Here is a 22,188-nt window from a genome sequence, read left to right on the forward strand (position 1 = left end):
GCGATGTTGAAACAGGAAGGCGCGGCCTACTCAGAGGGCTCAGATCCATACCGCGGATAGTACAGGATTGGCGAGGCACCAGGCAGCGCAGGGTGCTGCCGTTGAGCGGTGCGCGCATTCGGTCTCAACCCAGCCCACCGGCAACGGCGCGGAAGTCCACCCTGAGCGGCAGACCAACGATCAGGCGGGCTGGTGGTCCAGCCGGGCCAGCGCCGCCTCCACCCAGCGGAAACCGATGCGCTCCTGCTCGAGGCGCAGGCCTTTGCGGATGCGGTTGTCGCGCAGGGTGTCGAAGAGGCTGCGCTCGGCCTCGGTGAGACGGGGCAGATCGCGCAGCACGGGCTCTGGCTCTTCGCCCCAGAGGGGCGCGTGGGCCATGAGGGTGGCGCGGTCCATGAGGAAGGAGGCCGCGGACGGGAACTGGCCGCGCAGCTGATCCAGGATGGCGAAACCGTGGGTGTCGATGTCGCCCCAATAGTGCAGCTCGCACCGCTGGAGCCAACGGGCCTGCGCGAGCGCATCCCAGCCATAGCCGGCGCCGAAGATGACCATGGCCTCGGGCAGCGGCGGAAAGGCGAGGAAGTTGATCTCGTTCTCGGTGATGAAGGCGCGCCGGATGGGAGTCTTAAGCCCGGCGAAGCACTCGGCGTCGAGGGTGATGTCCGCTGAGGTCACGCCGGGCAACAGCTGAATCCGCGTATCGAGCAGGCGAAAGCGGATGCGGACGGGCTTGTCGCGAAAGCCATAGCGGGCCGCAAAGCGGCCGATGCCGGTCTGCTCGGCAACGATGGCCGTTGGCGGCAGACAGAGATCCAGCAGCTCGGCCAGCACCGCGCGGTGGGCCTCAATGAACTTGCTGTGCACGCCCGGGATATCCACCTGACGCAGATAGCACCCTGGGCGCGGATGGCGGACCACCCAGTCGACGACGCCGAGCAGCCGCTCCCAGTCGTCCGCCAGCTCCAGGGCCTGTAACGGCCGCTTGCCGAGCCAGCCCAGCAATTGCGGCCGTTGCGCGCGGGTCAGGGCGACCAGCGCCTCGAAGCGGCGGGTCTCGGCGCGCCGGCCGATGAGCGCGACGGCGTCATCCAGGCTGTCGACCCAGATGGCCTGCGGCAGCCGCTGCTGGCCCAGGACGCGATGCCTGAGCTCGCGCCAGTCGAGGCGTAGCTGCGGCAGCGCGGCCAGGGCCGCGACCCAGGCGCGGACGTCCTCGAAGCGCTCGCTGAGCTCGGATGCCGTCGGCGCCTTGAGACGCAGGCGCAACGGGAAGGCATGCTCAGCCGTGACCAGCGGCCGCAGCAGCTCGCCGCGCTGCCAGCGCCGGCTTAACTGGGCCTTGACGTCGGCCAGGTCGGTCCAGCTCATGCGTCGCGCTGGGCCTTCTCGGCGCGGTATTCCTCGATGCTGAGGGTGCGCAGGCGCGAGTCGCGGCCGCCCTCGTTGTGCACGAAACCGACGCTGGAGACGAAGGGCTCGATGATGTGGATCTTCTGCAGTGGCGTGACGATGAGCAGCTGCAGATTGAGCTGCTGGAACAGGCGCAACCCATAGTGCGCCGACTCGTCCGAGCCGCGACCGAAGGCCTCGTCGATGACCACGAAGCGGAAGCTGCGCGAGCGCACCTCGCCCCATTCCAGGCCGAACTGATAGGCCAGGCTGGCCGCTAGGATGGTGTAGGCGAGCTTCTCCTTCTGGCCGCCGGACTTGCCGCCGGAGTCGGAATAGTGCTCGTGCTCGCTGCCATCGGCGCGCCAGCGCTCGCTGGCGGCGAACAGGAACCAGTTGCGCACGTCGGTGACCTTGGTGGTCCAGCGCCGGTCGAGCTCGGCGGTGCCCTCGCGACCACGGAAGCGCTCGATGATGGCCCTGACCTGCAGGAACTTGGCCTCCGAGTACTGGCTGTCCTGCTCGCCGCTCAGTGCGCCCTCGGTGCAGGCACGCAGGTCTGCCTGGAACTGACGGATGTCGGCGTCCGGCGTCGGCTGGGACTCCAGCACGATGAAGCGCCCGGGGTTGTAGTCGATCTGGGTCAGCGACTCGTTGATGCGGCCGATGCGCTCCTTGATGGTCTCGCGCTCGCGCGCGAGCTGGGCGTTGAAGTTGGCGATCTCGTTGATGGTGTTGACGTTGAGCAGTTCCTTGAAGCGGGTCTCGAAGCGCGGCAGGTCGTCTCGGCGCAGCTGCTCGAGCTGAGCGGCGTACTCGAAACCGGCCTCGAGACTGGCATCGAGTTCCTGGGTCTCGAGCTTGAAGTCGTCCTTGTAGCGCACCATGGCCTTGACGATGCGCGACTGCAGATCGCCGAGCTTGCGATTCTCGGAATCGATACGGGTCTGCAGCCAGCCACGCAGGTCCTGCTCGCGGCGGTCGCAGTTCTCCACCGTCAGCGTGTGCTCGCCGAGGGCCTCGGCGCGCAGCTGCTCGATGCGCTCCGCCAGTCCATCAATCGTGCCCTCGCCTGCCCCCTGCTCCCCTGCCCCCTGTTCCAGAATCTCCCGCGTCTGCGCGCGCAGGGTCTCCAGGTCCTCGCGCCGCTGCTCGACCTTGGCCCGCTTGGCGCGCACCTGCTCCAGATCGGCCTCGACGTCGGCCTGGGCCTGCTGGGCCTCGACCAGACGCCGAGTGAGCTGTTGCAACAGGTCCGAGGCCGATTCCAGGCGCTGGCGCTCGTCAATCAGGGCGGCGATCTCGGTGGCGACGCTGGCCCAGTCGAGCTCCTCGAAGTCGGTAAACTCCTGCAGCCGAGCCAGGCCCTCCAGACGAGCGGCCAGAGCGCGGCGCTCGGCCATGAGGGCCGCGGTCTGCTCGGCCAGCGCGGCAACGCGGGCCTCGATCTGACGGCGCTGCCCCTCCAGCGCGGCGATCTTGGCCTCGTTGGTCCAGCCGAGCACGTAGCGACTACGGTCGTCGATGCGATGACGGTCGTCCTTCTCATGCCGGCCGCTGGGGTCCTTGATCTGGCCGGCGCGCGTGATGGCGCGGGTCTCGCGCCGGAACTGCTCCTGCGTCAGGCAGCAGGCGACATTGAAGCGATGCGCAAGCTCGCGCTCGAGCCAGTCGTAGAAGGCGGAGTCCGGCTTGATGGCCAGCTTGCGCACCAGGGAGTCGGGATGCAGCTCGGGCAGGTCGCCGCGGCGACGCGGGCATACATGAAAATACACCAGCCGGCCGCGCAGCTGATTGCCGTCGACCCAACCGGCCACGGCCGCATAGGCCTCGTCCGGCACCAGCAGCGACAGGCCGAAGCCGCGCAGCAGGCGCTCCGCGGCGCCCTCCCAGTCGCGCTCTTCGTCGCGCACCTGCAGCAGCTCGCCGGCGAAGGGCATGGCGTCCTCGTCCATGCCGAGGGCCGCGCACAGGGCGGCGCGGATCTGGATCTGACGGTCGTCGATGTTGCTGCGCCGGCGCTTCAGGCTGTCGATCTCGGCCTGCAGGGCATCCTGCTCCTGGCGGCCCTGACGCAGGCTGACGCCGAGCTCGGTCAGTGCATTCTGCAGGTCCGCCTCGCGCGCGTGCAGCGCCTCGCGCTGGGTCTGCAGACGGCCGCGCTGGGCCAGGAAGGCCGACTCGTCCGCGGCGGGCGTCTCGTCGAGGCTGGCCACCAGGTCCGCATAGCGCTGGGCCTTGGTCTTGCGGGCCTCGCGCAGGGCCTCCTTCTGGCGGATCTCGGCGGCCAGGCGCTCCAGGCGGTCGCCGCCGTTCTCGGCCACGGCGCGCTTGAGCTCATCCACCTGCAGACGGGCGTCGTCGCGGCGTGTCTGCAGCCGCTGGATGCGCGTGTCCAGCCGCGTCCAGTCCTCGCCCAGGCGCGCGAGGCGCTCGTCGATCAGCACCAGCCTGAGCCCGGCAAAATGGCTCCGCAGGCCGTCGCGACAGGCCTTGAGCGCGTCCGTCTCTTGCGTGAGCCGGCCGTGGCGCTCCCAGTCGGCCACCAGCGGCGTGAGCATCTCGACCTGTCGCTTGGCCTTGAGCACGGCCTCATGGGCGCGGCTGAGATCCTCGAAGTGGCTGATCAGGGCCTGAATGCGCGGGCCGATGTCGAAGGGCTCGAGCATGTGGCTGCGCACGAAGTCGGTGAGGTTGCCCACCGATTTCATGGACACGGTCTGATGAAAAAGCTCCAGGGCCTGCTCGTTGTCGATGCCGAAGCGGCGGCGGAACCAGGCGCCGTATTTCGGGAAGCTGTCTTCCAGGGTGGCACCGAGCCCGCGCAGCTTCTTGCGCAGTTGGGCGATGTCCGAGCCGAACCCGGCGAAGTCGCTGGCGATGCCGAGGTCGCGCTCGGCGGCGACATAACAGCGCGCGGGCTGGCCCTGGGGGTCTTTCATCCAGAACACCTGCGCCAGCGAGACGGTCTGGTCGTAGCCCGCGTTGTGGAAGACGCCGAGGATCACCGAGTAGCTGTTGTGGTCGCGCAGGCTCACGGGCCTGGCCGCACCCGTGACCTCGTTGCGCTCGGACTTGTAGTGTCCGAGCACATAGGAGCGCAAGGTGCGCTCGCGCGCATCGGCGCCGGCGGCCTTGTTGTAGGCGACGCGCTGGGCCGGCACCAGCAGCGTCGTGATGGCGTCCACCAGCGTCGACTTGCCGGAGCCGATGTCGCCCGTGAGCAGGCCGTTTCTGCCGTCGAGCTGAAGGCTCCAGACACGGCCGTCGAAGGTGCCCCAGTTGAACACCTCGAGCCGGCGCAGGCGAAAGCCCGAGAGGCGATCGTCACCGGTGAAATCGAGCTCGAGCGCCCGCGGCTCAGCCATCGCTGGTGTCCGCACCGCAGTGGCGGCGATAGGCCTCGAGTTGGGCGTCCAGCTCGGTCAGCCATTGGGCGTCCACATAGGCCTTGAGGATGCGCCGGACCTCGTAGCTCGGCGGGCTGGCGGCGGCACCGCTGGCCGGCTTGAGGCGGCGCAGGAAGCCGAGATCGACGACCTTGTTGATGTGCGTCTCGATCTGGTCCATGAGTCGGGCCTCGTTGCTGCTGTCGCGCAGGAACACGCGCATGAGCTCGGCGATGTCGTCACGCGTGAGCACCAGGCGGGTGTCGGCACCGGCGGCGTCGAACTCCACCAGTTTCTTGCGCAACAGCGCGAGCAACAGGCTGACCGGAAACGACAGCGGCCGACGCGCGACCAGGCGCGGTCGCTTCTCGCCGGCCTCGTCATCGGGCCGGCTCTTCAGGAAGGCATAGCCCTCGGCCTCGTCGAGCATGAGCTCAAGGCCCAGTACCGACAGATAGTCACGCACCCGGCCCTGCAGGCGCAGCAGCGCGTTCCAGAGACGCTCGTCGCCCTCGCGATAGAGAACGCCCTTGAGCAGGCTGATCGCCAGCGTGGACAGGTCGTCGTCCTTCGCCTCGGCGGGGGTGTCAGGCAGCTGCCCTGGATCGTCGAACGAAGCCATGCGAGCTTGATTGGCGGGCCGTCGATGTGGCGCGCCGCTCAGTGGAAAATCATCTCGGGCGTCTCGGCGTTGAGGATACGCTCGGACCAGCGCTCGAGCTGCTCCGGCTCAGCGGCTTCAATGCGGGTGCGGTACTGCTCAGCCGCCTCGGCGCCGAACTTCATGCTGAGCAGGCGCTGCAGGATAGTGGCCTCGCCCCGCTGAAGGCCCTGCTGAAGGCCCTGCTGAAGGCCCTGCTGCAAGCCCTGCTGCAACCCCTGCTGCAAACCCTTCTCGACCCCCGCTTGCTCAACCGTAGTGACATACGGCATACGCTGTTGCTCCTCGTAGGCATAGAGTTGTTGGCGAAAGTCCACTTCCAGCCCCGCGGGCAGACAGATCATCCAGTCGATGAGCCGAATTTGTCATGGGACGAGTGTAGCCGATGTCCCGCACGCACGCGGTGCTGGGTCGTCATCATCGCACGAAGATGATCCGCGGCAGGCGCGCGGTGCGCCGAACGGGGGCGCCGTCGCCGGCCAATGCCTCCCATGTGATGACATCCTGGGCGCCCTCGTCCACCGTGGTCCGGAAGCCGTCGCTGCCGAGCTGCAGATAGGCCACCAGCTCGGCGAGACCCTGGCTCAGCGGCTGTTGTTCGATCAGCTCGCGCAGCGTGACCTGGCTGCGCTGCTGCAGGCTGCGCTTGATATGCCGCGACAGCCGAGCGCGGTCGACCACGATCTGGGAGTAGAGGGCGCTCGCATCGATCTCCGCGTCGCCCGCCTCTAGCGCCAGCGCGGCGATCACGGGGCGCAGCGGCGGCGTATACAAGGGGCGCTCCATGGGCAGATCAATGCTGACCGCCAGCGCCGGGATCTGCATCAGTGCACCGGTCGGCGGGTCTTCGCGCAGGGCCAGGGCCTTGGCCTCGATGCCGTGCAGGATGTCCATGATGCGCCGGTTCTCCAGCCAGGCCTGGTCGTCGAGGAACCGGCGCAACTGCTGCGACAACAGGGCGACCGTGCGCTGGGTATGCTCGCCGGCCTCGAGCCAGTCGTAGTGCACCCGCCGCGTGCGGGCATCGGGCCGCAGCTCCCGCACGGGCGGCAGCGCGAGCACGGTCTCGAGCAGCTCGGTCAGCTCCTCCTGGCGGCGGCTGGACATCAGAAAGTCCCAGAAGGCCCGGAAGCTGCGCCCCTGATCGGAGTCGGCGATGGCATCACGCTCGCCCATGATCTCCTCCAGCAGCGCGCCCTTGGCACCCTCCCAGAGGGCGATGCGCTCGCGCACGCGCCGATCGAGCAGGCGGAAGTTGTGCTCCACCTCGCGAAAATCCGCAAGCAGCTCGCGGGCGAGCTGCATGAACTGCTGGAAGCGATCCTTCAGCCCGGTATCGTCGAGCAGGGCCAGGTCGCCGGCACGCACCCGCGCGATCTCGGCATCGATCTCGTCGCGCCGCTTGCCGAGCTCGGCGATGCGCTTGTCGGGGTCGACCTCGCTGCCCTCGCTCATCTGCTTGAGCAGCTGGAACAGCGTCAGCAGGCGCGACTCGGTGCCGACGAAGCTGCGCTCGGTCAGGCTGCCGAGCCAGGCGATGGCCTTCTCGGTGGCCGGCGTCAGATCGAACTGGGGCTCGTCCGAGCCCTGGGCATAGAACTTGCGCAGCCAGCCCTTCTCTGGCGCGGCCCAGTCGTTGAGATAGTCCATGGCCGATTTCGGGAAGGCGCCCTCACCGAGCTGCTCGCGCAGCGCAAACAGCGCGTCTTCGAGGGCCTCGGCCAGATCCGCCGCGGCCATCACCCGCACGTTCGGGGCGACGAAGGCGCGATGCAGGAAGCTCGCGACCAGCGGCGCATGCTCCGAGCGCAAGAGCCGCCAGGCGGGGTGAAGGCTGCGCAGGCTGTCGAGGGTGCTGTAATCCATGACCCCGGGATGATGCCCGAAGACGGGATGACCTGCATCCTTGAATCCGATGCATCCTTCGTGTTCGGTACCCCGGGCCGCGGATCATGGCAAGGCAGGAGCCAGAATCCTCTGGCAAATGATCAGGCGGTTATGGCGGGCAGGCCGACGAGTCGATCGTGGCGCGGAACTGCCCCCCTGCCTGCACGCTGAACCCCGGACGCAGACGGATTTGCTGGCCCGCGGCAAAGGTGACATCACCGGTGGATGCGATGGTGTAGCCGGGTCCGGCGATGATGGTTTGGCGGGCGACATGAGAGATAGAGGCTGACTCGGTCTGATCTTCCAAAACCAGCTCATCGACACAGCCTTCGATAAAATTCGCACTGACCGCGCAGACGCCGGTAATCGCGCCCGTGGTGTAGGTGTCGCCGGAGAGCGTGCCGCTACACCCGATGACGGTATCGATGCGATAGCCGCTGTCGGGCGTCACGGTGAAAGTCGTGGTATCGCCATGGATCACGCTGCGCGATAACGGATCGATTTCGCCTCCCGTGCCTGCCGTGGCCGTCACGGTATAGCTCTGCACGTCGTCGCTTGTGATGGTCACCGTGGCGCTTGACGGGCTGCCAACCTCATACCCGCTGCCCTCTGCCAGGGCAAGGACGACTGTCTCGTCCGCTTCCACCAGCGCGTCCTGCATCGGGGTAAGCACTTTATCTGCGGTGCTTGCTCCAGCGGAGAAGCTGATGCTGGTTCCCAGTGTCTGATAGTCGGTGCCGGCAGTCGCAGTGCCGGACACGGTGTAGTTCACACTCAGCCCCGCGCTGGTATCGCCCGTGCGGCTGAAGCGGAAGGTGCCCGTGGTCGGACCGGCCTCCGTGGCGGTCGCATCCGTAGCGGCGACTGTCACGGTAGGAGTCCCATCAGGCAGCGCATCGACGGCGTTTTGAAGGTCGATGCGCGGCTTCTGCACGGATGTGATCTTGCTATCCGTGACGATTGTGCCATGGGTTGTCAGATAGGATGTGACCTCCGCCGGCGAGAGGAAGGCGCCGGTTTTGGCCCTGGCCGCGGCCTGCAAGACGGCGGCGGCGCCAGCGGCGTAGGGACAGGCGGCCGAGGTACCGCCGAAGCCGCTGGTGTAGTCCCCGGAAGCATAGCCGCCGCTGCCGGTAATGTCGGTGGTATACGCCTGGTTTGCCGGAGCGAACAGCGTCAGGAAGTCAGCTGAGTTGGAATAGGACGTAACCTTGTCCGGCGCAGTGCTATCAACCACGTAGTAGCCCGTGCATTGGGTCGTAGATATTTTGCTGGCACAGGATGCACTGGAAACGCAGGGGTAGTAGGTTCCGAAATTGTCGTCATACACCGCGCCAACCGAATTGACCCAGGAAATGCACGCGGGCCATCCCATGCTATCGCAGTACCCGTCGTTACCGGAGGAGACGAAAATGCTGATTCCGGCAGCGACGGCATTAGCGGCTGCGGTGGTCATCCCGGATGAAGCGCTGTCGCAAGTCGATGCATAGCGTCCACCGCCAAAGCTGGTGCTGATCACCATGATCGGATTGTCCGGATCGTCGTCCTGATGGGTGATGGCCCATTCCCAGGCAGCGATCATGGCCGAAAAGGTGGCGGAACCTCCGTCACCCGCCGAGATCTTCAACGCATACAGCTTCGCGCCGGGGGCGACGCCGCCGATATAGTCGCCGATAGTACCCAAAGCACCGGCGGCAATGCCGGCGCAGGCGGTTCCGTGGGGGTCTCCGGTGCTGCTGTTGGGGCGAGGGTCCGCGTCGCCATCACCGGTATCGTAGCCGCCGATGACCTTGTCGTTGAAGATCGGATTACCGCCGCCACCGAGCATCGGATGGGAGGTGTCGATCCCGGTGTCGACGATGGCAATGCTGATGCCGCTACCGTCATAGGCGGCGCTTGGTCCGTCCGCCTGCATCAGCAGGATGCCCTGGGCCAGATGCGGGTACAGGATTCCGTCCTCTTCGATGCTCAGTACATCCGGGTGTGCAAGCAGGTATTCCAGCGTGTCCAGATCAACTCGACCGGCGAAACCGAACTGATAGGAGAACCGCTGGGTGACGACCAACCCTACCCGCTCGTTTTCGACGATGAACCGATCAACCGCCTGGCTCACCGTGTCGCGCAGCAGGCCGCGGACGTGCGTGTTCTGAAGGTCGTAGTAGACGGGGGCACCCGCACGCTCGAAAGCGGCCGGACGGTTGAGCGCGTAGTGCGACTGAGCCGCAAGCTCGCGCGCCGTTGCGGAGGGCTCGAGAATCACGATCACGGAGGTTTCTGGCGCACCCCGCGACAGCGGCTGCAGGACGGCCTGCGCGTTCAGCAGCTTGGCATTTCCGGCCAGTTGCGTCAGTCGGGCGGACTCCGCGGCGCTGACCGCGCTTGCGCTCGCCAATTCGCGATCCTCGGCCGTCGCCGGCAGCTCCCGCGGCGGGCCGCTGGCTTCAACTGGATCCGCGCCAAACGGACCCAGGTCGTCAAGGAAGTTGTTATCGGCGCTGGCGGGCACTCCGGCGAGCAGCGCCAGCACGAGCGACAGGTGGCCCGTTCGCCGAGAACAGGCCCAGATACGACGCTTGAACATGTGAGCTTGGTTTCTTCACGGGGCGAGACCTACCACGCCCCGACCGGCATCAAGAGTCCATTCTGCGCCTTGTGCAGCACTTCTGGCAATCCCGGCCCCTGCTCGGGGGCAATCCACCAAAGCTCCGCGCCATCGTCGCTGAACTGCGGCGCGACGTCCTGTATCGCCGCGTCGTCGGGCCAGGGCTGTCGCTCGTAATTGCACTGGCTGCGGTTGCAGACGTGAAGCCAGGCGTCGCCCTCCTCGCCCTGCTCGCGATACGCGAAGTAAGCCCCGTCCGGGCTGATGGCGGCGCAGCAGTGCGTGAGCTGTCCCAGAGCGGGATCACTGAGCAGACTCAGACGCTCCGCCTGCACGGTGTCGGTCAGGTAGATGTGCACGCTGGCATCGTCCTCAGGGCGCTGATAGACGATCTCGCTGCCAGCGCCGTCGGCGGCTGGACGATGTGCATCCGGATCCTGCTGACCCCAGGCGTCCAGGCCGACGGGTTCGCGGGTGCCGTGGTACAGATGCTGGCGATACAGCCCCGGTCCGGCCGGGTGCAGGTCCTCCGCGTCGGTGCGGAAGATGGCCCAGTCCCCAGCCACCAGGGCTTGACCAGTGTCGCCGGCGACCGGCCCATCGAAGGCCGTGGTGGTGAGCCGGCGCAGGGTCATCAGACCCAGATCGTACTGGTAGAGCTGCGCGAAGGCATTCTGCGCGCCGGCAACCAGGTTCGTGGCCGTTGAGCGATAGACCAGTTGCTGACCGTCACCATGCAGCCGCGGCTGGTCGCTGGGAGCGTTGCCGGCCTGTCCGTCGAGGCCATAGCTGATCAGCTCCAGGCGGTCGTCGGGCACGGCGTAGTGGTAGATGTCGCTGTGGACGTTGTCGTCGTCGGCCAGCAGGGCGGCTACGGTGGCGAAGACGATGCTCTCGCCGGCGGCGTCCTGCTGGGCGTCGTGCACGGTGGCCTCGTGGGCGAGCAGATGCGCTTGCAGGCCCGCGGGCAAGGCGCTCCAGGTCAGGCGCTGGGCCCGGGGGGCGATAATGGCCGCGTCCTCAAGGGCGTTGGCGTCCGTGCCGGCGGCATTGGCGGGAGCGGTGTCAATCGCCGCCGTTTGCCGCGTGGCGCAGACGCTGGCCAGCGCCTGGGTGGCAAGCGACGGATCGATCACGGCGCGGAACTGTCCGCCGGTCTGCACCCGGAAGCCCGGTTGCAGGCGGATCTGCTGGCCCGCCGTGAAAGTGACATTGCCGGTAGACGTGATGATGTAGTTGCGACCGGCGGTGATGCTGCCGGAGGCACTTTCGCTCGCTTCGCCGGTGACGGTGCGGTCTTCGAGCACCGGATGTTCGCCGTCAACGGGCGAGAGCGTCAGCGGCTCGGGCGCGACCGATTGCACGGCAGGATTCACCATGGTGCCGGCCTGGTACTCCGCCTCGGCACGGATATCCACCGGATCGCAGCTGTCGGCGGGCACCGAGACCTGATAGGTGAATTCGATCGGCAGTGTGGAGAGACTGCCCGTGAAGAGGATCTGGGTGCCGTCCGGGCTCACTTCCGGAGCGCCATCACCACTGGCGTTGTCCAGCGTCCAGCCCGCGGGTAAGGTCGGGGTCCAGAGCAGGGACAAGAGTGAGCCAGCCTCGGCCGGGTCGAAACTGTTGCGGATGCTCAGCGTGGTTCCCGGCGTGAAGCCCGACGCCGCCTGGGTGGCGGTGAGGCCGGTTGCCGCGGTGGACGCAGCCGCGGCCGCGGTGCCGGCGCCGGGGGCATAGCCGTCCGCTCCGGCGGGATCGACATGGTAGGCGCCAGCCCGCCAGTAGGCGAGCACGCGGCTGGCCTCGCTGCTGTCGATCTGCCACTCGGTGGCGCGATAGTCGGCGCTGTGCAGCGAACCATCCGTGCTGCCGCTGCCCGGCGCATAGCCGTCGGCGCCCTCGGCATCGACGTGGTAGGCCGATGCACGCCAGTAGGCCAGCACGCGGCTTGCCTCGGTGCTGTCGACCTGCCAGCGCGTGTCGCGATAATCGGCGCTGTGGTAGGTGACTTGCTGAACCCCCAGCGGATTCGGCTCGGCGGAAACGCTGATGGGGTTGATCATGGACGCGTTCTGGTATTCGGCAACGGCGCTGATGTTGTACTCGCCGCTGGCAGTTGCAGGCACGGCAACCTGGTAGCTGAAGTCAATCGGCAGGCTGCCGAGACTGCCGGTAAAGAGGATCTCGGTTCCGCTCTGACTGACTTCGGGGGAGCCGTCACCGCTCGCGCTCTGCAGGGTCCAGCCGGCCGGCAGGCTGGGCGTCCAGACCAACGACAGCTGTGTTGCGCCGGAGGTGTCGTTCAGCTGGTTGGTGACGGTTAATGATGTACCCGGGCGATAGGACGTTGACGTCTGCGTGGCCGTGACCACTGCCGGGTCGAACTCGAAGCTGGCGCTGACGGTACAGGCCTCCGTGATGATCCCGGTCGTATAGATATCGCCGGAGAGCGCGCCGCCACAGCCGCTAACCGAGGCTGTGCGGTAATTGGTATCCGGCGTCACCGTGAAGGTGGTGGTGTCGCCGTGCAAGACGGTGCGCGAGGCCGGACTGATGCTGCCGTTGGCGCCTGCTGTGGCCGTAACGACGTAGCTGTTCTGGCTGAAGCTAGCGGTAACCGTGCAGGCAGCCGTGATGGCACCGGTGGTGTAGGTGTTCCGTCCCGTGTGATTATTTACCCAAGAGGAGCTATCCTCTCTTCCTCGCCCGCGGGGTCCTGGAGGCGCTCGTGGCCGGGGTAGACGGCAGGAGCCCGGAGGGCGACTAGAGTCTACCCCGGCCACGAGCGCGGCGCCGATCCCGCGCGGCCCTGATGATCATGCGTTGCACCGAGGAGCCAGCGCCGATGCAAGTGAGCCTGCACAAGAACGCCCGTACCACACCAGCGATCCGCCGGGAGCTGCAAGCCTCGACAGAGCCCACCAGCGTGCTGGCGCAGCGCTACAACCTGAGCACGATCACGGTACGCAAGTGGCGCAATCGTGAAGGGACCGAGGACGCCTCGCATCGGCCGCATACCCTGCATGCAAACCTCTCTCCGGCCCAGGAGGCCCTGGTCGTTGAGCTGCGTAAGCTCCTGCTGCTGCCGCTCGATGACCTGCTGGTGGTGACCCATGAGTTCATCAACGACACTGTCTCGCGCTCGGGCCTGGATCGCTGTCTGCGCCGCCACGGGGTCTCGCGTCTGAAGGACTTGCTCCCGCGCGAGGAGCCGCAGAAGGACCCGCCGAAGGGCTTCAAGGACGACGCGCCGGGCTTCGTGCATGTGGATGTGAAGTACCTGCCACAGATGCCGGACCAGGATCAGCGCGAGTACCTCTTCGCCGCCATCGACCGCGCCTCTCGCTGGGTCTACGTGGAGATCCTGCCGACCAAATCAGCCAAGCATGCCAGCGCCTTCCTCAAACGCCTCCTGAAGGCCGCGCCGTTTACCATCACCAAGGTGCTGACTGACAATGGCAAGGAGTTCTCCGATCGCTTCTGTGCCACCGGACAACGCGAACCGACCGGCCGGCATGCCTTCGATCGGATCTGCGCCGCCTACGGCATCGAGCATCGCCTGATCAAGCCCCGACACCCGCAGACCAACGGCATGATCGAGCGCTTCAACGGGCGCATCGGCGAGGTGCTGCAGACCACACGCTTCCGCTCCGGGGAACACCTGCATGAGACCCTCTTGCGCTACGTGAAACTCTACAATCAACACATCCCGCAGCGGGCGCTGAAACACTCAACGCCTGTCGAGTGCCTCAAACAGTGGCGGCGCGAACGCCCCGAACTCTTTCGTAAGCGCCTTTACAATCAGACGGGACTTGACAGCATCAGTGCCGATAGGGATTGTATTCGATGGCCAACAACCAACATTACCTCCCTCGGAGGGACTCGCCCAAACATTAATAGTTACTGTGGTTTGAGCATGGGTAGAGCTTCCAAATAAAATTAGATTGATCGTTAAAGCTATCAAATAGAGTGCGAGCTTTGACGCTTTCATATCAGCTGGGCTCTATCAAAATTTTCGGACGGGTCGTGCCTGCTGCGGCGTAAGCGTACTGGCCTTGGACAACAATATCCAAGTAGTGGCCAGAGCCCCAATGGCCAACCAATTCCAGCGGATCCGCAGTAACGGTTGCCGTGATACCAGCGTCCGGTGTGACGGACTGCGGTGCGCTCACCGCGAGCGCGGCAGTGGGCAGGGAGAACAATGCAAACGCAAGGATGGCCCATGCGGCTGCAGTCCAGCGGACGCTGGGCGCCCGCCGAAGGTTGGTAGAGACCTGGCGGACTATCTGCTGGCTGCGCGTATTCATCTGTGCTCGCTCCGCTTGGCAGCGGGTCGCCGGACTGGACTTTTCTGGGTCACCAACCGCATAAGCTACTACACAGCGAGCATCGGATTCAAGTGGGCGACTTTGCAAGTCACACAGTACGGTGACATTTTTGCCAGGCCGGGAAGAAAATAAGTACACGGCTTATGCCATCCAGGCCCAGCCTAGTCAGATTGGGAACGTGGCTATGCACCGACAGCGTGCGATTTCGATGGGGCGCCGGCAGCGAACTACGCATCTGACCCCGATCATGCTTGCCGCAAATTCCTGCGGGGCGGTCGCCGCCGGTCACACGATCGAAACCCGAATCGGGCTATAGTCAGTATTTGTCATTTTCCAGAGGCCGGTCGAGCGGGTGCAGTCGACCCAGCGATCCGGTCGTGTATCCACAGCTCCGGGACGAATCGATGTCGCAGCAACAGATGGTTACCCTCGACGGCAACGAGGCCGCCGCCTACGTCGCCCACATGACCAATGAGGTCATCGCGATCTATCCGATCACCCCAGCCTCGCCCATGGGCGAGTGGTCCGACGAGTGGTCGTCGCTGGGTATCAAGAATCTCTGGGGCACGGTCCCCGACGTGGTCGAGATGCAGAGCGAGGCGGGCGCCGCGGGCGCCATCCACGGCGCCCTGCAGGGGGGCTCGCTGTCGACCACCTTTACGGCCTCGCAGGGGCTGTTGCTGATGATCCCCAACATGTACAAGATCGCCGGCGAGCTGACGCCGACGGTGCTGCATGTGTCGGCGCGCTCCCTGGCGGCTCAGGCCCTGTCGATCTTTGGCGATCACTCCGATGTCATGGCCTGCCGCGGCACCGGTTATGCCATGCTCTGCTCGGCCTCGGTGCAGGAGGTGCAGGACTTCGCGCTGATCTCCCAGGCGGCGACGCTGGAGTCACGCATCCCCTTCCTGCATTTCTTCGACGGCTTCCGCACCTCCCACGAGGTGAGCAAGATCGCCAAGCTGCCGGTGGAGACCATCCGCGCCATGATCGACGAGGATCTGGTCAAGGCCCACCGCGAGCGGGCGCTGAATCCGGATCACCCCGTCATCCGCGGCACCTCGCAGAATCCGGATGTCTACTTTCAGGGGCGCGAGACCGTCAATCCCTTCTATGACGCCGTGCCCGGCATGGTACAGGCGCAGATGGACAAATTCGCGGCGCTCACGGGTCGTCAGTACCGGCTGTACGAGTACGTCGGGGCCGAGGACGCGGAGCGGGTCATCCTGCTCATGGGGTCCGGGATCGGTGCCGCCGAAGAGACGGTCGAGCACCTGGTCGCCCGCGGCGAGAAGGTGGGCATGATCAAGGTACGGCTGTATCGGCCCTTCGCCGCCGCGGAGCTTCTGGCCGCGCTGCCCGTGACCGCTACTAAGCTTGCTGTGCTCGACCGCACCAAGGAGCCCGGCGCCGACGGCGAGCCGCTGTACAAGGACGTCATCACCGCGCTGGCCACCGCCGTGGCCGAAGGCCGCCTGGGCACCATGCCGCGGGTGGTCGGTGGCCGCTACGGGCTGTCGTCGAAGGAGTTCACGCCGGCCATGGTGAAGGGCGTCTTCGACGCGCTGAACACGGACACGCCCAGGAACCCGTTCACCGTCGGCATCATCGACGACGTGGGTCACACCAGCCTGGCCTGGGATGCGGGCTTCAGGCCCGATGCCGGCGAGGGCGTGACCGCCTGTGTCTTCTATGGCCTGGGCTCGGACGGCACCGTGTCGGCGAACAAGAACAGCATCAAGATCATCAGCGAGGAGACGCCAAACTACGGCCAGGGCTACTTCGAGTACGACTCCAAGAAGGCCGGTGCCGTGACCATCTCGCACCTGCGCTTCGGCCCCAGGCCCATCAACAGCACCTATCTCATCGGCGGGAATGAGGCCAGCTTCGTCGCCTGCCATCAGCCGACCTTCCTGACCCGCTACGAGATGCTCGACAAGGCGGCGCCCGGCGGCACCTTCCTGCTCAACACCGCGACGCCCGCCGACCGGGTCTGGGACGACCTGCCGCAGAGCATGCAGCGGCACATCATCGACAAGGGGCTGACGTTCTTTGTCATCGACGCCTATGACATCGCCGCCAGGACCGGCATGGGCAGGCGCATCAACACCATCATGCAGACCTGCTTCTTCGCCATCTCCGGCATCCTGCCAAGGGACGAGGCCATCGCGCGGATCAAGGACGCCGTGAAGAAGACCTACGGCAAGAAGGGTCAGGGGCTGCTCGAGCGCAACTTTGCCGCCATCGACGCCGCCCTCGACGGCCTGCACCCGGTGCAGATGCCGGGCCAGGTCACGAGCGGCTTCGAGCGCCCGCCCGTGGTACCGGCGGATGCGCCGGACTTCGTGCAGCGGGTCACGGCGACGCTGATCGCGGGTCAGGGCAACCGCCTGCCCGTGAGCCTGATGCCCGCCGACGGCACCTGGCCCACCGGCACCACGCGCTTCGAGAAGCGCAACATCGCGCTGCAACTGCCCAAGTGGGAGGACGACCTCTGCACCCACTGCGGCAAGTGCCCGCTGGTCTGCCCGCACGCGGCCATCCGCGCCAAGGTCTATCCGGCGGCGCTCACCGAGCAGGCCCCCGCTGATTTCCAGCATGTGCAGATCAAGGGCAAGGACTTCCCCGAGGGCCATCACATCACCTACCAGGTCGCTCCCGACGACTGCACCGGCTGCGGGCTGTGCGTGGAGGTCTGCCCGATCCGCGACCGCAAGGACCCCAAGCGCAAGGCCCTGAACATGGTTCCGGCGGAGGAGCGCCACGCCATCGAGCAGCCGAACTGGGACTTCTTCCTGACGCTGCCGGAATACGACCGTACCCGGCTCGACGGCAGCAAGATCAAGCATGCGATGATGCTGCAGCCGCTGTTCGAGTTCTCGGGTGCCTGCGTGGGCTGCGGCGAGACGCCCTACATCAAGCTCGCCACGCAGCTCTTCGGCGACCGCATGCTCATCGGCAATGCCACCGGCTGTTCGTCCATCTACGGCGGCAACCTGCCGACCACGCCCTATACCGTCAACAGTGACGGTCGTGGTCCGAGCTGGAACAACTCGCTGTTCGAGGACAATGCCGAGTTCGGCCTCGGTCTGCGTCTCGCGGTCGACAAGCAGGCCGAGCAGGCGCGCGAGCTCGTGGCCCTGCTGGCGGACAAGATCGGCACCGACCTGGCCGAGGGTCTGCTGAACGCCGATCAATCCGACGAGGCCGGCATCTTCGAGCAGCGCGCGCGCGTCGCGGCACTGCAGGACAGACTCGCGTCCATGGATGATCCGCAGGCGGTCATGCTGGCCGGCGTCTGCGAGCAGCTGGTCAAGCGCAGTGTCTGGATCATCGGCGGCGACGGCTGGGCCTACGACATCGGCTACGGCGGTGTCGACCATGTGCTGGCCAGCGGCCGCAACGTGAACCTGCTGGTGCTCGACACCGAGGTCTATTCCAACACCGGCGGCCAGACCTCCAAGGCCACGCCCATGGGCGCCGTGGCCAAGTTCTCCGCCGGCGGCAAGCCGACCTTCAAGAAGGACCTGGCCATGATGGCCATGGCCTACGACAACGTCTATGTGGCCCAGGTGGCCTTCGGCGCCAAGGACGTGCAGACCGTGCGCGCCTTCCTGGAGGCCGAGTCCTACAACGGCCCGTCGCTGCTGATCTGCTACTCGCCCTGCATTGCCCACGGCGTGGACCTGTCGAACAACCTGCGACAGCAGGACATGGCCGTGAACTCCGGTCACTGGCCGTTGTTCCGTTATGATCCGCGCAAGCTCTCCGCGGGGGAGAACCCCTTGCACATGGACAGCAAGGCACCGAGCCTCCCGTACCGCGACTACCTGGCCAGCGAGACCCGCTTCAGCGTGCTCAATCGCACCCATCCGGACGCCGCCGAGCACTTCCTGAAGCTGGCCCAGCGGCATGTGGAGAGCAAATACGCCCTCTACGAGCAGCTCGCCCATCTGGCCTGGCAGAAGGCGGACAAGCCCGTGGCGAGTGACTCGTAGCCAAGCCGACCAACCGAAGACTCGGATTAACCGCAGAGGCGCAGAGGGCGCTGAGAAGACTCAGAGAAGGCGAATATGCTTGGGGTCGGGAGGCGCTGTTGAACCGCCGGGGCGCCTTGGCGGGTCCAGATGCCGAGTCCAAACATCATCTTGATGTGCTTTGTGGCTTCTCTGCGGCTCTGCGGTTAAAAATCCACGATCCCGATCCCTATTTCGGAGACACCCATGGACCTGACCACCCAGTATCTTGGCTTTGAGCTCAAGAACCCGATCGTGCCGTCCGCCTCGCCGCTGTCGAAGAGCATCGACCAGGCGCGCCAGCTGGAGGACCACGGCGCGGCGGCCATCATCATGTACTCGCTGTTCGAGGAGGCCATCACCACCGAGACGGAGACCATGAACCGCTTTCTGCACCAGCAGGACACCGGCTTTGCCGAGGCAGACCAGGGCTTTCTGCCGGACTGGCAGGACTTCAGCGGCGGCCTGGAGCAGTACCTGGAGAATCTGCGCCGGCTCAAGGAGGCGCTGGACATTCCGGTCATCGCCAGTCTCAACGGCGTCACCCCCGGGGGCTGGCTCAGCCATGCTCGGGAGCTTGAGCAGGCCGGCGCCGATGCGCTGGAGTGCAACGTCTATTACGTGGCCGCGGACATCCACCAGAGCGGCACCCAGGTGGAGGAGCGCTACCTGGAGATCCTGCACACGCTGAAGGGCCAGATCGGCATCCCCATCAACATGAAGCTGTCGCCTAGTTTCAGCTCGGTGGGCAACATGGTGCAGCGGCTGGCCGCCGAAGGCGCCGACGGCGTGGCGTTGTTCAACCGCTTCTACCAGCCGGACATCAACATCGACAGCCTGCGCCTGCAGCCGAGCCTGCACCCGTCCACGTCGCCCGAGGCGCTGCTGGCCATGCGCTGGATCGCAATCCTGTATGGCCGCATCGAGGGCCTGTCTCTGGGGGCCACCGGCGGCGTCCACAGCGCCGAAGACGCCATCAAGCTGCTGCTGGCGGGGGCGGACGTGGTGCATCTGTGCAGCACACTGCTGAAGCAGGGCACCGGGCAGGTGGCACACATCCTGCGGGGGCTCTGCGAATGGATGGAGGCCCAGGGCTTCGAGTCGGTTACCGAGGTCCGCGGCAATCTCAGCGCCCTGGCCATTCCGAATCCGTCGGAGTACGAGCGCGCCAATTATGTCAATGTCATCGACAGCTACAGCTTCTCGCCCGGGGTGATGGTCTGAGCCGGGTCCGAGCCGTGGCTGAATCCGGAGCGCAGCAGGCGCATCCATCGGCAAGCACAGCAATCAAGGCCAGGTCCCGCGCGCGGATCGCCGTCGCGGGCGCCAGCGGTTTCATCGGCAGCGCGCTCTGTCCGCGGCTGGCGGAGATCCATGACGTCGTCGCGCTGACCCGCTCACCCGCCCGCAGCCGGCTACCGGACAGCCACGGGGGCGTCCACTGGCGCCATTGCGATCTGTTCCGGCTGGACGATGTGCGCCGGGCACTGGCGGGCGTGGACTATGCGGTCTATCTGGTGCACTCGCTGGCGCCGTCGTCCCGCCTCACCCAGGCCAGCCCGCGGGACATGGACCTGGTGCTGGCGGACAACTTCGCCCAGGCCGCGGCGGCCAACGGGGTGCGGCAGATCGTCTTCGTCAGCGGCGTCATGCCCCGGAGCTTTCGCTTCTCGCCGCTGCTCTGGAGCCGGCGCGAGGTAGAGATGGTGCTGGCCGCCCAGGGCGTGCCGGTGACGGCGCTGCGCGCCAGCCTGGTGGTCGGTCCAGGCGGCACCGGACCCGGCCTGCTGGTGGACCTGGTACGGCGGCTGCCGGCATTCCTGTTGCCGCCGTCGTCGCGCTCGCTGACGCGCCCGATCGCGCTGCAGGACTTGGTGCGGGCCATTCTGCTCAGCCTCGGACAGCCCCAGCGCTACCAGGGGGCATTCGATATCGGCGGCGCCGAATGGTTGAGCTACGAAGCCATGCTGCGGCAGACCGCCGAGGTGCTGGGCGTGCGGCGGGCATTCGTGCATGTGCCGGTGATGCCCACGCGGCTGGCCTCGCTGGTGGCCCGCGTGGTCAGCGGTGCACCGGGCATGATGGTGGGCGCGGTGGTCGAGAGCCTGCCCCAGGACACCTGCATGCAGGACAATCCGCTGCAGCAGGCCATCGCGCCACAGGCCCGCGGCTTTCGCGCCGCCCTCGCGGATGCCGTCGACCCGCAGACCGGCCGCCTGCGGCCCAGCCCGCGGCAGTCGGTACAGGGACAGGACCTGGAGCTGATGCGGCGCCAGTCACTGGTGCGTTCGATCCAGCGGGTGCTGCTGCCCCCCGGGCAGGACGCCGCCTGGGTGGCGGGGAATTACTTTCGCTGGCTCGGCCGCTGTCTGTGGCCCCTGGTGCGCACCCGCATCGGCGCAGACGGCAGCATCGACGTGCTGCTGGCCACGCCCGGGCTCAGGCTGTTGCGCCTGCGCCGCGCCTCCGAACACTGCACGCCCCGACGCGAGGTCTATCGCATCACCGGCGGCCTGCTCGCCCGCCGCCAGGCCGACGGGCTGCCGCGCTTCGAGTTCCAGACCGTGCTGGAGCAGCGCTACACCCTGACCGCCATCCACGACTACGCCCCCGCCCTGCCCTGGTACCTGTATCTGCCGTCGCAGGCGTTCGCCCACCTGCGGGTGATGCGCTGGTACCAGCGCCGCCTGGCCCGGCTCGCGCGCTAGGCCGGCGGAGCGAGGCGGTCGTTGGCATTCGTGCTGGGGCTGCGGTAGTTTATGCGACTGATGTGTCAGCGACCGACCGCTGATGCACCGTCCGACCCCATCCGGAGGCCGCCGTGATCGTCCAGAGCTTCACCAGCGATGCGCTTGCGCAGACGCGCCACCTCCGTCTCGGCCTGTACCAGGGCGAAGGCACTGCCGGCGACATGCAGGCGGTGCGCGACAACCTGGACACCCTGCGCGCAGTGGCGGAACGCGCCGCCGGCCATGGCGTGCACCTGCTCAGCTTCCCGGAGCTCTATCTCACGGGCTACGACGTCACCGACGCCGCCAGCGCCCATCAGCTGGCCGAGGAGATCCAGCGCCAGGGCATCCTGGAGGCGGTGGCCGCCGTGGCCCGGGAGCAGGGACTGGCCATCATCTGTCCCTATCCGGAGGCGGCCACGGTGGCCGGCGAGCGCCGCTACTACGACAGCATCGCCGTCTATGACCGCACGGGCGAGCTGCTCAAGAACTACCGAAAGACGCACCTTTGGGGTGGGGATGAGCGCAACAACTGGTCCTTCGGCCATGTCCATCCGGAAGAAGGCGAGGCCTACAGCGTGTTCGAGGTCAACGGCCTGCGCGTCGGGGTGCTGAACTGCTACGAGGCGGAATTTCCGGAACTCTGCCGCATCCTGGCGCTGAAGGGGGCGGAACTGGTGGTGATCCCCACCGCCGCCGATGACTACACCGTGCTGCGCACCGGCGAGCTGACCAAGACACCCTACCCGGACGTGCAGTTCCTGATCCGCGCCAACGCCTGGCATAACCACATCTTCTGCGCCTACAGCAATCGTCGGGGCAGCGAGACCCTTCACGGCAAGGTGGTCGGCGGCTATCTGGGCAACTCCTGCCTGGCGGATCCCCACGGCCAGTTCCTGATCCCGGTGATGACGCTGCCGCCGCGGCGCGAGGACCAGCCCGGTTCCGGCTGGAACGATCAGATGCTGCTGATCGCCGACTGCGTGCCCGCGTTCTACGGACCGACCCATCCCGAGACCCGCATCAACGACCGCTCCGCCGCGACCCGCTACATCGACGACCGTCGCTGGGACCTGTACGGCCCGCTGGTGGCGCCGGAACGGGTGGACCAGGACAGCGGCGCGGTCACGCCCTACCCCGATCAGCCGCAATAGCACCAATCCCCACGCCCAGGAGCCTGCCCG

Annotated in this window: 12 protein-coding genes and 1 pseudogene; 5 read left to right on the forward strand and 8 right to left on the reverse strand. The window is 66.6% G+C overall.

The window, feature by feature from the left end:
- Positions 1-180: 180 nt before the first annotated feature.
- The 7 genes from F2Q65_RS01155 to F2Q65_RS01185 all read right to left on the reverse strand — a co-directional run bounded on the left by F2Q65_RS01155 (position 181) and on the right by F2Q65_RS01185 (position 12,714).
- Positions 181-1,368, reverse strand: coding sequence for a DUF3322 domain-containing protein (locus tag F2Q65_RS01155; protein ID WP_150089546.1), 1,188 nt, complete (start codon positions 1,366-1,368; stop codon positions 181-183).
- Positions 1,365-4,757 carry an ATP-binding protein gene (locus F2Q65_RS01160; protein WP_150089548.1) on the reverse strand — a complete coding sequence of 1,131 codons (3,393 nt, stop codon included), beginning with the start codon at positions 4,755-4,757 and terminating at the stop codon, positions 1,365-1,367. Before F2Q65_RS01160 ends, F2Q65_RS01155 begins: the two co-directional genes overlap by 4 nt.
- Entirely contained in the window at positions 4,750-5,400 is a 651-nt protein-coding gene (locus tag F2Q65_RS01165; RefSeq protein ID WP_150089549.1) for a DUF4194 domain-containing protein, read from the reverse strand. The genes F2Q65_RS01160 and F2Q65_RS01165 overlap by 8 nt, the downstream gene beginning before the upstream one ends.
- Before the next feature lie 38 nt (positions 5,401-5,438).
- Positions 5,439-5,783: a DUF4351 domain-containing protein gene (locus F2Q65_RS01170; RefSeq protein WP_211353915.1), complete on the reverse strand. Its 345-nt coding sequence runs from the start codon at positions 5,781-5,783 to the stop codon at positions 5,439-5,441.
- Positions 5,784-5,856: 73 nt separating this feature from the next.
- Positions 5,857-7,305 carry a DUF3375 domain-containing protein gene (locus F2Q65_RS01175; protein ID WP_150089552.1) on the reverse strand — a complete coding sequence of 483 codons (1,449 nt, stop codon included), beginning with the start codon at positions 7,303-7,305 and terminating at the stop codon, positions 5,857-5,859.
- 130 nt (positions 7,306-7,435) lie between these two features.
- Entirely contained in the window at positions 7,436-9,907 is a 2,472-nt protein-coding gene (locus F2Q65_RS01180; protein WP_150089554.1) for a S8 family serine peptidase, read from the reverse strand.
- A gap of 29 nt (positions 9,908-9,936) precedes the next feature.
- A complete protein-coding gene (locus tag F2Q65_RS01185; protein ID WP_342782204.1) occupies positions 9,937-12,714 on the reverse strand; it encodes a 3-coathanger stack domain-containing protein in 2,778 nt (925 codons plus the stop codon).
- A gap of 62 nt (positions 12,715-12,776) precedes the next feature.
- On the opposite strand from F2Q65_RS01185, the pseudogene F2Q65_RS01190 reads away from it, so the two are divergent.
- Positions 12,777-13,748 (forward strand): annotated as a pseudogene (locus F2Q65_RS01190) (IS481 family transposase); the annotation flags it as partial.
- A gap of 175 nt (positions 13,749-13,923) precedes the next feature.
- On the opposite strand, the gene F2Q65_RS01195 reads toward F2Q65_RS01190, so the two are convergent.
- Positions 13,924-14,238 carry a hypothetical protein gene (locus F2Q65_RS01195; protein WP_150089558.1) on the reverse strand — a complete coding sequence of 105 codons (315 nt, stop codon included), beginning with the start codon at positions 14,236-14,238 and terminating at the stop codon, positions 13,924-13,926.
- A gap of 425 nt (positions 14,239-14,663) precedes the next feature.
- Here F2Q65_RS01195 and nifJ point away from each other — a divergent pair, with 425 nt between their 5' ends.
- The 4 genes from nifJ to F2Q65_RS01215 all read left to right on the forward strand — a co-directional run bounded on the left by nifJ (position 14,664) and on the right by F2Q65_RS01215 (position 22,158).
- A complete protein-coding gene (nifJ, locus tag F2Q65_RS01200) occupies positions 14,664-18,257 on the forward strand; it encodes a pyruvate:ferredoxin (flavodoxin) oxidoreductase (protein WP_150089560.1) in 3,594 nt (1,197 codons plus the stop codon).
- 225 nt (positions 18,258-18,482) lie between these two features.
- Positions 18,483-19,499 carry a dihydroorotate dehydrogenase-like protein gene (locus F2Q65_RS01205; RefSeq protein WP_150089562.1) on the forward strand — a complete coding sequence of 339 codons (1,017 nt, stop codon included), beginning with the start codon at positions 18,483-18,485 and terminating at the stop codon, positions 19,497-19,499.
- Positions 19,500-19,513: 14 nt separating this feature from the next.
- A complete protein-coding gene (locus tag F2Q65_RS01210; protein WP_246155823.1) occupies positions 19,514-20,983 on the forward strand; it encodes an NAD(P)H-binding protein in 1,470 nt (489 codons plus the stop codon).
- A 113-nt stretch (positions 20,984-21,096) separates the two neighbouring features.
- Positions 21,097-22,158: a nitrilase-related carbon-nitrogen hydrolase gene (locus tag F2Q65_RS01215; RefSeq protein ID WP_246155825.1), complete on the forward strand. Its 1,062-nt coding sequence runs from the start codon at positions 21,097-21,099 to the stop codon at positions 22,156-22,158.
- The last annotated feature ends 30 nt before the right edge of the window (positions 22,159-22,188 follow it).

This window comes from Thiohalocapsa marina (genome assembly GCF_008632335.1).
Taxonomy (GTDB): domain Bacteria; phylum Pseudomonadota; class Gammaproteobacteria; order Chromatiales; family Chromatiaceae; genus Thiohalocapsa; species Thiohalocapsa marina.

Bases quoted from the DNA above. Each gene is read 5' to 3' on its own strand.
- F2Q65_RS01160 (WP_150089548.1), bottom strand. From the start codon at position 4,757: ATGGCTGAGCCGCGGGCGCTCGAGCTCGATTTCACCGGTGACGATCGC.
- F2Q65_RS01155 (WP_150089546.1), bottom strand. From the start codon at position 1,368: ATGAGCTGGACCGACCTGGCCGACGTCAAGGCCCAGTTAAGCCGGCGC.
- F2Q65_RS01205 (WP_150089562.1), top strand. From the start codon at position 18,483: ATGGACCTGACCACCCAGTATCTTGGCTTTGAGCTCAAGAACCCGATC.
- F2Q65_RS01165 (WP_150089549.1), bottom strand. From the start codon at position 5,400: ATGGCTTCGTTCGACGATCCAGGGCAGCTGCCTGACACCCCCGCCGAG.
- F2Q65_RS01180 (WP_150089554.1), bottom strand. From the start codon at position 9,907: ATGTTCAAGCGTCGTATCTGGGCCTGTTCTCGGCGAACGGGCCACCTG.
- nifJ (WP_150089560.1), top strand. From the start codon at position 14,664: ATGTCGCAGCAACAGATGGTTACCCTCGACGGCAACGAGGCCGCCGCC.
- F2Q65_RS01170 (WP_211353915.1), bottom strand. From the start codon at position 5,783: ATGATCTGTCTGCCCGCGGGGCTGGAAGTGGACTTTCGCCAACAACTC.
- F2Q65_RS01195 (WP_150089558.1), bottom strand. From the start codon at position 14,238: ATGAATACGCGCAGCCAGCAGATAGTCCGCCAGGTCTCTACCAACCTT.
- F2Q65_RS01175 (WP_150089552.1), bottom strand. From the start codon at position 7,305: ATGGATTACAGCACCCTCGACAGCCTGCGCAGCCTTCACCCCGCCTGG.